Below are 12929 nucleotides of genomic sequence, written 5' to 3' on the forward strand. Positions count from 1 at the left end.
GACCAGCCGGCGGGCGGCGTCGAGGACGTCCAGGGTGGGGGCCTGCCGGCGATCGACCATCCGGACCGCGTTGGTGAGCACCGCCGGGACCCGGTGCCGGTCGGCCAGGGCGACCATCCGCCCCGCCTGGGTGAGCGAGGCGACGCCCCGTCCGGGACCCCGGTGGGAGGTGGCGGCCACCACCAGCTGCCCCGGGGGCAGCCGCAGCCGCCAGCGCCGCAGCGACTCCTCGGCCCGGTCGGCGCGGTCCTCGGCCACCGCCAGACCGAGCTCGGAGTCGGCGCCGAGCAGGACCACCAGGTGGCCGTCGGCGGCGTGCTCGGCCACCAGCTCGGCGGTGCAGACCGGCCGCCCGCGCTCCCCGCCCAGGTGGGTGGCCGAGACCAGCCGGCACAGCCGCCCCCAGCCGGCCGGGGAGGAGGCCAGCACCACCACCCGGGGCAGCCGGACGTCGCGGACCGCGCCTCCGCGGACCGGGGTGCGCGGCCCCGGACGGGAGGTCGCGGCCGCCGGGGGCGCGAGCTCGGGGGTGAGGGCGAGGTCGACCCCGAGCACGGGGGCCACCCCGGTGCGCAGGCACTCGCGGGCGAAGCGGACCGCGCCGTACAGCCCGTCCCGGTCGGTCAGGGCCAGGGTGTCCATCTCGGCCTCGGCGGCCGCCCGGACCAGCGCCTCGGGGTGGGAGGCGCCGTGGCGCAGGGAGTACCCCGACGCCACGCGCAGGTGCACGAACGGTTCGCTCATCGGCCCTCCCCCAGCTCGTCCCCGGACGCATTCGAACGCGTGTTCGGATTCGAGTCACTGTAGGCGCCGGGCCCCGGCGCACGTCAAGCCGGCGGCGAGCCGCCTTCGGGGTTCGGACAGCCGGCTCAGCGGCCGGCGCCGGCCAGCAGGCCGAGGTCGGCCAGCAGGTCGCGGACCTGGGCGCGGTCGGCGTCGTCGAGGGAGGGCTGCGGCATCCGGGCGGGACCGACGGGCGTGCCCACCAGCTCCAGGGCGTGACGCACCCGCGCGATCGAGGCCCCGACCACCGGGACCAGGCGCTCGATGTCGCGCTGGGCCGCGGTCCAGCGCGTCTCGTCGCCCGCCGCCCAGCCGTCGCGGAGGTCGGCCCACAGCCGGGGGTGCACGACGCAGGTCCCCGAGACGGTGCCCCGGCCGCCGGCGCGGAGCACCCGGGGCAGGTCGGAGTCCTTGCCGGACCAGAGGGCGAACCCCTCCGGGGCGGCGGCCAGGTACTCCTCCACCCGCTCCGCGGCCCGCCCCGAGACCTTGACCCCGACCACGCCGGTCGCGGCCAGGGCGGGCAGGTCGGCGGGCAGCAGGTCGTTGCCGGTGACGTCGGGGAAGACGTAGCCGTAGAGCTCGGTCCCCTCGGGGACCCGCTCCACCAGCCGGGCGTAGTGGCGCAGCACGTCGTCGCGGCCGACCCGCAGGTAGAAGGGGGTGATGGCGGCGAAGCGGGTCACGCCGTGCCCGGCCGCCACGGCGACGAGCTCGGCGGCCGCCCCCACGGCCGCCGCGCCGACGTGGGCCACCACCCGTCCCGGCCCGAGGACCTCGGCGGCGATCCGCCACAGCTCGTCGGCCTCCGACGCCCCCAGCGCGAGGAACTCCCCCATGGTGCCGGGCAGGAAGACGCCGTCCAGGTGGGGCTCGAGCCGCTCCAGCAGGGCACGCAGGGCGGTCGTGCCGACCCGGTCGCCCGCAAAGGGGGTGATGAGGGCCGCCAGGACCTCGGGACCGTCCGCCACCGTCTGCTCCTCTGCTCGATCCTGTGCTAGGTGAAGCGGTGGTGCCATTCTGTGACACTTCCCAAACGTTTCCTCTGGCGGTTGGTCAGTAGATACCTCCTCAAGGTCAGCTGATGATGGGCAGGAAGGCCGGGAACGAGCGCAGCATGAACGCCACGGCGGAGCAGGGCCCGTCGGCATCCGCAGGCGTTCGTGCTGGCGTCGACAGCGGCGCCGTCCTTGCTCGGATTGCCCGCGCGAAGGCATCGCCGCGGGCTCGAAGGGACTGCGAGGAACCGGCGCCCTGCACCGCAGCAGTCCGAGAAGTCCTGCTGACGGCGCCGTCTCCACGCAGCACCACTGCCTCCCTGGGTTGGGGTTGCGATCTCAGCTGGTGCCTTTTCCCGTCACCGCCAAATCACGCAACCTGTGAGACAATCACGGTCGCTTGACCGAATGCCTGGAGATCATCGGCATCGACGACGTAGGCACCGGCACCTTGGACGCCTACCAGCATGTTTGACCAGACCGGCGAGCGGCTCGTGTACACCGACTCGCCCGCCCTAGGATGCCCGACCAACCGGAAGAGACCTCATGAGGGCTGGTCTGGCGGCGAGCTGCACCTGACCCAAGCCCACTTGCGCAGCCACAACGCCACGTTCCGACGCGTCGTGGGGGTCGGTCTTGGCGGGCATCCGGGTGCGAGCGACACATCTAGGGCGGCGGTGCGCAGTGTTGGTCAGCTTGCTGAGCTTGATCGCGGTCGGCGAGCTCGGCGAGTTCCTCGCGGTAGCGGGGCGGACATCCAGCAGCAGCGTCGTCGCCGTGACGGTGGGCCACCTCGCGATGGAGGAAGTTCGGGTGATGGCGGCCAGCGGATCGGGCGTCTGATCGCATGGCTGACGGCCAGCGCTCCCCCCGACTCGAACCTGCATCGGTCCGGCTCACCGCGTCAGAACTGCGCGGTTGCGGCCGGCGTAGACGCTGCGAGCCACAGTAATCTCTTGCTGGAGTCGGCTGATCCCGATGCAAGTGATCTACGAGGGCGCCAGGGGGAGGTTGAAACGCTCGCTGAGCCGATCATCAAGATACGAGTAGCTCATCAGTCCCCATGTGCCGACGGGGCCGTCTACCGGGCCGTCATACGCGTTCCCACAGTCGTCCACCAGCTCTTGCATCAGGCGGAACACGGGCGTCCGCAGCAGGTAGTGCCGCTTCAACTCGGCCTCTGTCACGGTTCTGAAGAAACCTTTCGACCACAGTAGTCGATTGACGAATGCTGGCCCGATTGCGAGACGCGACGGCATCAATCGTTCATCTTCGGGATCACAGATAGGCTCATCGGTGACGCTGTCATAGATATAAACCAGATGACAGTCAGGCATAGGCGCGTGGCAACCCTCCAAGTGGACGCCCACGACTCGACCTGTAAGCAACCCTAACCCATTCATGGTTATCGCAAACAAATCCCCTGATTTCGGGTCTCGACGGGTTGGTCTACCCGGTATCATGTTTGTCACGTTTGATGCATACCTTTCATGTTACCCGTAGTGGCCGTGCGGGCGGGTAGCGTTTCCACGTTCATGACCTGGGGGCAGGCGGTCCAATTTGCTGCGGGTGTCGCCCGAACGCAGCCTTATTGAACTTTCGGAAGCGTTGGCGATCAACCATGATTCACCTCATGCTACCGCCTGGCTATAGTATGCACGCTTGGGGGAGATCTCATTCCGTAGGTTTCTGGCCTTGATTCCGAACAATGAGAGCTTGTTCGATAGCACGTGCTTGACCGCGGGTGACAGGACCTGCACCCTTCGATACTTCCACTACCGTGAAGTTGCGCGACCGATGCTCATAGGTACGTCGTGCAATATCATTGGTTATCCCTGCATATACCCGATTTCCTGAGGCATCGACTCCGATATACACGTGGACGTTGCGCTGGCCACTTGCAACGCAATGGCAGGGGCGCTCCGGTCGCCTTTGATCCCGGGCCCGGCCCGGAGCGGGCTCCGGTCGGCCTCGGCCCATCGTGCCACGCCGGGCCCGGCGTGCACCTCGCTCGACCCCCTCGGCCGAGCACCCCTCAGTCGAGCACGCCCCGGATCCGCCAGCTGCCGTCGGACCAGCGGTGGGCCAGCTCGTAGACCCCCACCCGGCCCGAGCGCTCCGCCTCCGCCTCGACCCGCCACAGCTCCTCCTCGGCCAGCAGGTCCCCCGCCGCGGCCCCGGACAGCTCGTCCAGCTGCTCACCGCGGGCGGCGCGGACGTCAACGGAGTTCCACCAGTCGACGGTCTCGACCCAGCTGGTCTGCAGCTGCCGGACCCGCCAGCGGCGGCCCCGCCACCGGAACTCCGCCGGCCCCTCCTCGTGGCCGACCAGCCCTCGGCTGACCTCGACCACCTCGTCGACCCTGCGCACCACGCCTCCTCCACGACCTGCCCGCTCCACGACCCGCACCGCAACCCACGACCCGCCGCAACCCACGACCGCCGCCCGGGCCGCGCTCAGGTGCCGGCGACCGCGCCGGAAGGGGAACCGGCCCCGGACGGGTGGGGGTCGAGGTCCACCCGGCGGGGCCGGCGGTCATGCGCGCAGGAGGGCGCATGAGCTCGGGAGAGGGATCCAGGTCTTCCCCAAGCACTGAATCGAACTCCTGTTCGACCACTATAGGTCGTGCTGCCGCGCCCGCGTCAAGACCGGCAGGGCGAGGAGATGGCGGCCGTCGCGGACTCGGTCGAGGTGCTCCGACCACCGCCGCAGGACCTGTCGGGACCCTCTGACAGGATCGCGTCATGAGCGACGACGCCCGGGACCGCAGCTGGTGGAGGTCGGCCGTAGTCTACCAGATCTACCCCCGCAGCTTCGCCGACTCCGACGGCGACGGGGTGGGCGACCTGGGCGGCGTCCTGCAGCGGCTGGACCACCTGGAGCACCTGGGCGTGGACGTCGTCTGGCTCTCCCCGGTCTACCGGTCCCCGCAGGCCGACAACGGCTACGACATCAGCGACTACACCGACATCGACCCGCTGTTCGGCACCCTGGAGCAGCTCGACGAGCTGGTCGCGGGGCTGCACGCGCGGGGCATCCGGCTGCTGATGGACCTGGTGGTCAACCACACCTCCGACGAGCACCCCTGGTTCGTCGACTCGCGCTCCTCGCGGCACTCACCCCGGCGCGACTGGTACGTCTGGCGCGACGCGCGTCCGGGCACCACCCCGGGCGAGCCGGGTTCGGAGCCCAACAACTGGGGCTCCTTCTTCTCCGGCTCGGCCTGGCAGTGGGACGAGCAGACCGGCCAGTACTACCTGCACCTGTTCGACCGCAAGCAGCCCGACCTCAACTGGGAGAACCCCGAGGTGCGCGCCGCGGTCCACGCCATGATGCGCTGGTGGCTGGACCGGGGCGTGGACGGCTTCCGGATGGACGTCATCAACTTCATCTCCAAGACCGCGGGCCTCCCCGACGCACCCGCCGTCCCGGGCCGGCCCTACGCCAACGCCTTCGAGCTCTTCGCCGACGGCCCGCGCATCCACGAGTTCCTGGCCGAGATGACCCGTGAGGTCTTCGCCGGCCGGTCCGGGGCCTACCTCACCGTCGGCGAGATGCCGGGGGTGACGCCGGAGCAGGCCCGGCTCTACACCGACCCCGAGCGCGACGAGGTCGACATGGTCTTCCAGTTCGAGCACGTCTCCCTCGACACCGACCCGCTGGACAAGTTCGCCTGGCGCGGGCTGGAGCTGGTGGACCTCAAGCACTCGCTGCACCGCTGGCAGGACGCGCTGGCCGAGCGGGGCTGGAACAGCCTCTACTGGAACAACCACGACCAGCCGCGGGCGGTGTCGCGCTTCGGCGACGACGACCCGCGGTGGTGGGCGGCCTCGGCCAAGGCGCTGGCCACCGTGCTGCACGGGCTCCGCGGCACCCCCTACGTCTACCAGGGCGAGGAGATCGGGATGACGAACTTCCCCTTCACCTCGGCCGACCAGCACCGCGACGTCGAGGCGGTCAACTACTACGCCACCGTGGTGCAGCAGGGGCTGGACGAGCGGGAGGCGCTGACGGGGCTGGCCCGGGTCGGTCGCGACAACGCCCGCACCCCGGTGCAGTGGGACGCCACGGCGCACGCCGGCTTCACCACCGGCCGCCCGTGGCTCGCGGTCAACCCCAACGCCAGCTGGCTCAACGTGGCCGCGCAGCGCGACGACCCGCACTCGGTGCTGGCCCACTACCGGACGCTGATCCGGCTGCGGCACGAGGTGGCGGTGCTGGTCGAGGGCCGGACGACGCTGCTGCTGCCCCACGACCCGCAGCTGTGGTGCTACACCCGCGACGACGGCCGCTCCCGGCTGCTGGTGGTGGCCAACCTCGGGCGCGAGCCGCGCGAGGTGCCGCTCGACCCCTCCTGGTCCGGGGCGCAGCTGCTGCTCGGCAACCTGACCGGCACCCCCGCCGTGCTCGACGCCGCCGACCTGACGCTCGCGGGCTGGGACGCCCGGATGTACCTGACCCGGTCCTGACCGGCGGCCGGGTCAGCCCTCCCGGCGCCGGTAGACCAGGGCGGCGGGGTCGCGCTCGAGCGCCCCGTGGTCGACCAGCAGCCGCCGCAGGGTGGCCGGCTCCCCGACCTCGCCGAGCACCCGGTTGACCTCGACCTCGGCGAGCTCGGTGCCGGCGGGCAGCAGCCCGACCAGCACCCCCGCCAGCTCGGCCTGCTCGGCCCAGCGCTCGGGGACCCGCACCAGCCGGCCGCGGCGGAACCGCCGCGCCAGCTGCGGGTGCCCGTCCAGCAGGGCCGTGACCGGCACGGCGTCCTCCACCGCCTGCGCCGCCCGCTGCACGGCGGTCAGGTCGGCGGTCAGCGTGCTGCCGTCGAGGCGCAGCACACCGCTGGCCCCCATCCGCCCGGCCGTCTCGAGCACCTCCCGCGGTGCCAGCCCGGTCGCGGCGGCGGCCTCGGCCAGGGTGCAGGAGCGACGTCGCTCGGGTCCCCCGCCCAGCACGGCCACCAGCAGCCGCAGCCGCACGGGGTCCTGCAGGGCGCTCAGCACCTCGAGCGCGTCGGCCAGGGTCGCGGCGGCGCCCGGCCGGGAGTCGTCGGGCCGGGAGTCGTCGGGGTGCGAGGCGTCTGGGTGAGAGGCGTCGGGGTGAGAGGCGTCTGGGTGGGTCACGTCGCTCCTTCCTCGTGCCACCCTGGCCGCTCAGCGGCTGCCGGGCGAGCGGATTTCGTCCGGCGGCGGGGCCTCCGGGGCCGCCGCGGCGGACGCGGGTGCCGGCTCGGCCACGCCGGGCGGCATCCGCAGCGCGAGCACCGAGCCGAGCAGGAAGATCACCGAACCGACCCCGAAGGCCAGCGGGTAGGAGCCCTGCCCGGCGATCCACCCCGCCAGCAGCGGCCCGACGATCGCGCCGAGGTCGCTGACCATCGAGAACACCGCCACCGGAGTGCCGCTGCGGCCACCGGCGGCGTCCCCCACCGCCGCGGCCGGGGCGGTGCCCAGCATCGCCGCGCCGATGCCGTAGCCGGCCAGCGCCACCACCAGCACGGTGAGGTCGGGGGCGAACGACACCCCCGTGGTGGCGGCCGCGCAGACCACGCCCCCGGCCACCATCGCCGGGCGGCGTCCGACGGTGTCGACGAAGCGGCCCACCGGGGCCAGCGCGAGGGTCTGCACCACCGCCGAGACGGCGAAGGCGATGCCGGTCCAGCTGGGGTCGCGGCCGAGCGAGCCGACCACCAGCAGCGGCACCAGCGCGGTCCGCACGCCGAACGAGGTCCATCCCTGGCCGAGGGCGGCGACCAGCGCGGCCTGGTAGCGGGCGTCGGCGAGGACCACCCGCATCGGCCGCACCTGGTCGTCCGCGCCCGTCACCCGCTCCCGTCCCGAGGAGCGCAGCACCGCGAGCCCGATCAGCCCGGCCACCGCCAGCGTGGCGGCGTAGAACCAGAAGGGGGCGGTCAGCGAGACCTGGGCCAGCAGCCCGCCGATGGCCGGACCGGCCATGCCGCCGAGCAGGAAGCCGCCCTGGTTGAGCCCGGCGGCCCGTCCCCGCAGCGAGGGGGGCACCGTGTTGAGCAGCAGGGTCATCGAGGACACGGTGAACATGGCCGAGCCGAGACCGCCCACCCCGCGCAGCACCAGGAACCACCAGTAGTCCGGCGCCAGCGCCGCCACCGCGGTGGAGGCGGCCACCACCAGCACGCCGGTGACCAGCACCGCCCGCTCCCCCACCCGGTCGATCAGCGGGCCGACCACCGGGGCGGTCACCAGCCGGACCAGCGCGAAGGCGGAGACGACGGCGGAGGCGGCGAAGGTGCCCACCCCGAAGGACTGGGCGTAGACCGGCAGCACCGGCACCATCACCCCGAACCCGACGGCCACCGTGAAGGCGATCGCCGCCAGCACCAGGACGCTGCGGGGGAGCTCGCTGCGACCGCTCAGCCAGGTCCGCGCCGCCCTCGTCACGTCCACGGCGACCATCCTGCCCCACCCCCTACGATCGCCCCTATGGAGCAGGTCCCGGTGGTCGTCGTGGGCGGCTCCCTCGCCGGGATGGCCGCGGCGGCGCGGCTGGCCAAGGCGGGCCACCGCGTCCGGCTGCTGGAGGGCGGCGACCGGCTGGGTGGGCGCTGGGCCCCGGTCGCCGGCGACGAGCTGCCCGGTCTGGTGCTGGACGCCGTGCCGGGGGTGCTGACCTTCCCCGCGCCCTGGCGGGACCTGTTCAAGAAGAGCGGGCGGGCGCTGGACGCCGAGCTGGCCCGCGCCGGGCTGTCGATGGTGCCCGGCCCGCCTGCCGTGCACCGCTTCAGCGACGGGACCGAGCTGGTGCTGCCGGCGGAGCGGGCCGCCCAGCACGCCGCGCTCACCGGCGCCTACGGCCCGGCGGTGGCCGCCCGCTGGCGCGACCTGGTGGACCACCTGCTCGACGTCTGGCAGGCGATGCGTCCGCTGGGGATGGAGCTGGAGCTGACCGGACCACGCCGGCTCGACCCCCGCACCGCCCGGCTGCTGGAGCCGCGGCGCACGGTGGCCGACCTGGCCGAGGACGTCGGCGAGCCCCACCTGGCCGCGATCATCCGCTCGGTCGCCTCCCGGACCGGCTCCGACCCCGAGCGCACCCCGGCCCTGGTGGCGGCGGAGCTGGCGACGCTGCGGACCTTCGGGCGGTGGGTGCTGCAGGACGCCGAGGGCGCACCGGTGCCCTCGTCGCGGCTGGTGACGCTGCTGGACGCGCGGCTGCGGCTGCGCCGGGTGCAGGTCGACCTCGGTCACCAGGTGACCGCCCTGGAGATCACGCCCGGCGTGGACGCGCGGGTGCGGGCGGTGGTCGCCACCCGTCCCGACGGCAGCCCGGAACGGGTCGCCACCGACGCGGTGATCAGCGCCGTCGACCCCTGGCAGCACCTGGCCCTCAATCGCCGGGGGCTGCGGCTGGCCGACCGGTTCCGCCTCGACCGCGCCGCCCCCGCGCTGGCGCCGGCGCTGACGCACCGGCTGCTCGACCGCGACGACTCGCCCACCGCCGCCGGCGGTGTCAGCGAGGTGGTCCAGCACGAGCCCGCCGGCCCGGTGGTGCGCTACCGGCGCCGGGTCGCGGAGGGGGTGGTGCTGGAGTCCGAGCACGACCACACCCGCGGGCGTCCGGACCCCTCGGTCGGGCTGGCCTGGCGCGGCTGGCGCTCGGTGTGGTCACGGCCGCCGATCACCACCGGCGTCGGGGGGCTGTGGACGGCCGGGCCGCACAGCCGCGGCGGCAACCACCTGAGCCAGGTGCTGCTGTCGGGTGCGCTGGCGTCCTACGGCTGCCACGACGAGCGGAGCGGGCGGCGCGGCGGGTAGAGTGGTGCGTCCGCAAAACCGGCTGAAGGCAGGTTCGTTGTCCTCACACGAGTCCCACCCCAGCGCCTCCTCCGCCAGCGCCTCCTCCGCCAGCACCGTCGAGCGGGAGATCGCGATCGAGCAGGCCCACGTCGACCAGGTGTACGCCCGGCTCGGCGAGGCGACCCGCACGGCGCAGCAGATGGCGCGGGAGGGCCGCACCCTCTACCAGAGCGACCGCACCTCCTTCGTCCGCGAGGAGGACGGCACCGGCCTGTACGAGCGCGACGTGTTCGCCTTCCAGGCCGCCCGCCGGCTGGCCACGCTGGACGCCGAGCACGAGGGGCTGGTCTTCGGCCGCCTCGACCGCACCGACGACGAGGTCCGCTACATCGGCCGCATCGGCGTCCGCGACGAGGACTACGAGCCGCTGGTGATCGACTGGCGGGCCCGCGCCGCCGAGCCGTTCTACCGGGCCACGCCGGCCGACCCGATGGGGGTGGTCCGCCGCCGGGTGCTGCGCAGCCGGGGCACCACCGTGATCGGCATCGAGGACGACCTGCTCGACGGCGAGCACGCCGACGAGGACCTGGTCGTCGTCGGCGAGGGCGCGCTGATGGCGGCCCTCTCCCGCGCCCGCGGTCCGCGGATGCGCGACATCGTGGCCACCATCCAGGGCGAGCAGGACGAGGCCATCCGCGCCCCCTACCAGGGGGTCACCATCATCAGCGGCGGTCCCGGCACCGGGAAGACCGTCGTCGCCCTGCACCGGGCGGCCTTCCTGCTGTACTCCCACCGCAAGCGCTTCGAGCGCGGCGGCGTGCTCGTGGTGGGGCCCAGCCGGGTGTTCATGAGCTACATCGAGCGGGTGCTGCCCTCCCTCGGCGAGGAGTCGGTGACGCTGCGCTCCATCGGCACCGTGGCCTCCGACGTGGTGGACCTCCCCGGCGAGCGGGTCGACCCGGCTCCCGCCGGTGTGGTCAAGGGCTCGCTGCGGATGCTGCGGGTGCTCCGCCGGCTGGTGGACGAGCCGCTGGTCTCCGGCCCGCTGGAGCTGCGGGTCACGGTCAAGGGCGAGGTGCTGACGCTGCGGGCGCCGCAGCTGGCCCGCATCCGTGCCGACGTGCTGCGCCACCACAAGATCAACAGCTCCCGCGGCCACGCCGAGAAGGGGCTGCTGGACGCGCTGTGGTCCCGGCTGGACGGGCGGGTCGACCTGGAGCGCGCCGCCTTCGACGACCTGGTGACCGACCAGGCGTCCTGGACGATGTTCCTGCACGCCTGGTGGCCGCCGCTGGACGCCCGCACGGTGCTGCGCCGGCTGGCGGACCCCGCGCTGGTGGCGCGGGTCGCCGAGGGGGTGCTGGACGCCGAGGAGCAGGCGGTGCTGGCCGCGAGCTACGCCGGGCTGGACCCGGTGCGTCCGCAGTGGACGGTCGCCGACGCCGCGCTGCTGGACGAGCTGGTGGCGATCATCGGCCCCACCCCGACCGAGGTCGAGGAGGACCCCACGCTGTTCCTGGCCGACGGCAGCCAGGTCGCGGAGCTGGTCACCACCGCCGACCGGCTGCGACCGGTGCAGGAGGTCGACCCGCACGCCGACCCGCACCAGCGCTACGCCCACGTGCTGGTCGACGAGGCCCAGGACATCACGCCGATGCAGTGGCGCATGCTGCGCCGGCGCGGCAGCCAGGCGTCCTGGACGATCGTCGGCGACCCCGCGCAGTCGTCCTGGCCCGACCCCGAGGAGTACGACCGGGCGCTGTCGGACCTGGTCGGCCGTGCCCCGGTGCGCCGCTACCGGATGAGCACCAACTACCGCTCCCCCGCCGAGGTGTTCGAGCTGGCCACCGCCGTGGTGGCCCGCGAGTACCCCGCCGCCGACCTGCCGACCGCGGTCCGCTCCACCGGCATCGAGCCCGAGCTGCGCCGGGTGGCGCCGGAGGGGCTGGCCGAGGAGCTGGCCACCCTGGTGCGGCGGCTGGGCGAGCAGGTCGAGGGCAGCATCGGCATCATCTGCCCGCCGTCGCGGCGCGACGCCGTCGAGGGCCTGCTGCAGCCCGCCCTCGACGGGCTCGCCCCGCGTGTGGTGGTGGTCAGCGCCCTGGAGGCCAAGGGGCTGGAGTACGACGCCGTCGTGGTGGTCGCCCCCGACGACATCGTGGCCGAGCACTCCGGCGGCACCCGGGTGCTCTACGTCGCCCTGACCCGGCCCACCCAGCGGCTGGTGACCCTGGACGTGGGCGCCGACGCCGGCCGGTGGCGGCCCGACCGGTCCGGCTGAGCCGGTCGCCGCGCCGCGGTCAGGCGGTGGGCACCGCGTTCCGCGGTCGCGCCGGAGCGGCCGGCCGGGCGGTGGGGAGCACGCCGCTGCCGACGAGGCGGCCGTGGATCTCGCGGGTGGCCAGCGAGCGGTTCATGGTGATGAAGTGCAGCCCCGGCACGCCCGCGGCCAGCAGCTGCTCGCACAGCTCGGTGGCGATGTCGATGCCGGCCCGGCGCACCGCCTGCGGGTCCTCCCCCACCTCGTTGAGCCGGGAGACCACCCAGTCGGGCAGGTCGGCGCCCGACAGCTCGGCGAACCGCTGGATCTGACCCAGCCGGGTGACCGGCATGATGCCGGGGATGATGGGCAGGTCGCAGCCCAGGTCGCGCACCCGGCGCACCAGGTCCAGGTACCGCTCGGCGGTGAAGAACAGCTGGGTGATGGCGAAGTCGGCCCCGGCCTCGGCCTTCTGCACCAGGATCCGGGCGTCGAGGTCGGCGTCGCGGGCCTGCGGGTGCAGGTCGGGGAACGCCGCCACCCCGACGCAGAAGTCGCCCAGCTCGCGCACCAGCCGCACCAGCTCGGTGGCGTTGGCCAGCCCACCCGGGTGCTGCTCGAAGGGCACCGTCGGACCGCCGGGCATGTCGCCGCGGATGGCGAGCACGTTGCGGATGCCCACGTCGGCGTAGGCGCCGATGGTGTGCCGCAGCTCCTCGCGGGTCTGCGAGACGCAGGTGAGGTGGGCCATGGTGCGCAGCGTGGTGTGCTGGGCGATGGCCGCGGTCGCCCCGACGGTCCGGTCGCGGGTGGAGCCGCTGGCCCCGTAGGTGACCGACACGAAGTCCGGGCCGAGCGCCTCGAGGTCGCGGACCGTCCGCCACAGGATCTTCTGCTCGTCGTCGTTGCGGGCCGGGAACAGCTCGAAGGAGACGAGCGGGCGGTCCGCCGTGGCCAGCACGTCGGAGATGCGGGACGTGGCGGAGGGCAGCGGAGGACGGGCAGGCACGACATCACCCTAGGCAGCGCACCCTCACCGGACTGCGTACGCTCACCCCGTGGTCAACGCCCCTGAGCCCTCGGACACCTGCTCCGGCGACCCCTCGGACGCCCGG

10 protein-coding genes and 1 pseudogene are annotated in these 12929 nt (G+C 73.5%); 4 read left to right on the forward strand and 7 right to left on the reverse strand.

Annotation, left to right across the window (positions count from 1 at the left end; all coding sequences use genetic code 11):
* Positions 1-216: 216 nt before the first annotated feature.
* Both GC722_RS18590 and GC722_RS14955 read right to left on the reverse strand, forming a co-directional pair.
* Positions 217-744, reverse strand: a pseudogene (locus GC722_RS18590) (PHP domain-containing protein); the annotation flags it as partial.
* A gap of 125 nt (positions 745-869) precedes the next feature.
* Complete coding sequence (locus GC722_RS14955) at positions 870-1754, reverse strand: dihydrodipicolinate synthase family protein (protein WP_197430189.1); 885 nt, start codon at positions 1752-1754, stop codon at positions 870-872.
* Positions 1755-2477: 723 nt separating this feature from the next.
* Between GC722_RS14955 and GC722_RS14960 the strand changes: the two genes are divergently transcribed.
* Positions 2478-2624, forward strand: a complete 147-nt coding sequence (locus GC722_RS14960) for a hypothetical protein (protein ID WP_156611474.1) — start codon at positions 2478-2480, stop codon at positions 2622-2624.
* 146 nt (positions 2625-2770) lie between these two features.
* Here the strand turns inward: GC722_RS14960 and GC722_RS14965 are convergent, their stop codons facing one another.
* Positions 2771-3244, reverse strand: a complete 474-nt coding sequence (locus tag GC722_RS14965) for an Imm26 family immunity protein (RefSeq protein WP_269449921.1) — start codon at positions 3242-3244, stop codon at positions 2771-2773.
* Positions 3245-3816: 572 nt separating this feature from the next.
* Positions 3817-4152 (reverse strand): DUF6504 family protein, encoded by a 336-nt coding sequence (locus GC722_RS14970; protein ID WP_156611478.1) that lies wholly within the window; start codon positions 4150-4152, stop codon positions 3817-3819.
* A gap of 374 nt (positions 4153-4526) precedes the next feature.
* Between GC722_RS14970 and GC722_RS14975 the strand changes: the two genes are divergently transcribed.
* On the forward strand, positions 4527-6251 hold the full coding sequence (locus GC722_RS14975; protein ID WP_156611480.1) for an alpha-glucosidase: 1725 nt from the start codon (positions 4527-4529) through the stop codon (positions 6249-6251).
* A gap of 12 nt (positions 6252-6263) precedes the next feature.
* On the opposite strand, the gene GC722_RS19360 is transcribed toward GC722_RS14975, so the two are convergent.
* Positions 6264-6902, reverse strand: a complete 639-nt coding sequence (locus tag GC722_RS19360; RefSeq protein WP_197430191.1) for a DUF2087 domain-containing protein — start codon at positions 6900-6902, stop codon at positions 6264-6266.
* A 30-nt stretch (positions 6903-6932) separates the two neighbouring features.
* Positions 6933-8204, reverse strand: a complete 1272-nt coding sequence (locus tag GC722_RS14990; RefSeq protein ID WP_331714902.1) for an MFS transporter — start codon at positions 8202-8204, stop codon at positions 6933-6935.
* A gap of 36 nt (positions 8205-8240) precedes the next feature.
* On the opposite strand from GC722_RS14990, the gene GC722_RS14995 reads away from it, so the two are divergent.
* Positions 8241-9572 (forward strand): FAD-dependent oxidoreductase, encoded by a 1332-nt coding sequence (locus tag GC722_RS14995; protein ID WP_156611484.1) that lies wholly within the window; start codon positions 8241-8243, stop codon positions 9570-9572.
* Positions 9573-9609: 37 nt separating this feature from the next.
* Positions 9610-11835: a HelD family protein gene (locus GC722_RS15000; protein WP_231747889.1), complete on the forward strand. Its 2226-nt coding sequence runs from the start codon at positions 9610-9612 to the stop codon at positions 11833-11835.
* Positions 11836-11854: 19 nt separating this feature from the next.
* On the opposite strand, the gene metF is transcribed toward GC722_RS15000, so the two are convergent.
* Positions 11855-12823, reverse strand: coding sequence for a methylenetetrahydrofolate reductase [NAD(P)H] (metF, locus tag GC722_RS15005; RefSeq protein WP_331714903.1), 969 nt, complete (start codon positions 12821-12823; stop codon positions 11855-11857).
* Positions 12824-12929: the final 106 nt, after the last annotated feature.

Origin of the sequence: Auraticoccus cholistanensis (assembly GCF_009742705.1) — a bacterium.
Lineage (GTDB): Bacteria > Actinomycetota > Actinomycetes > Propionibacteriales > Propionibacteriaceae > Auraticoccus > Auraticoccus cholistanensis.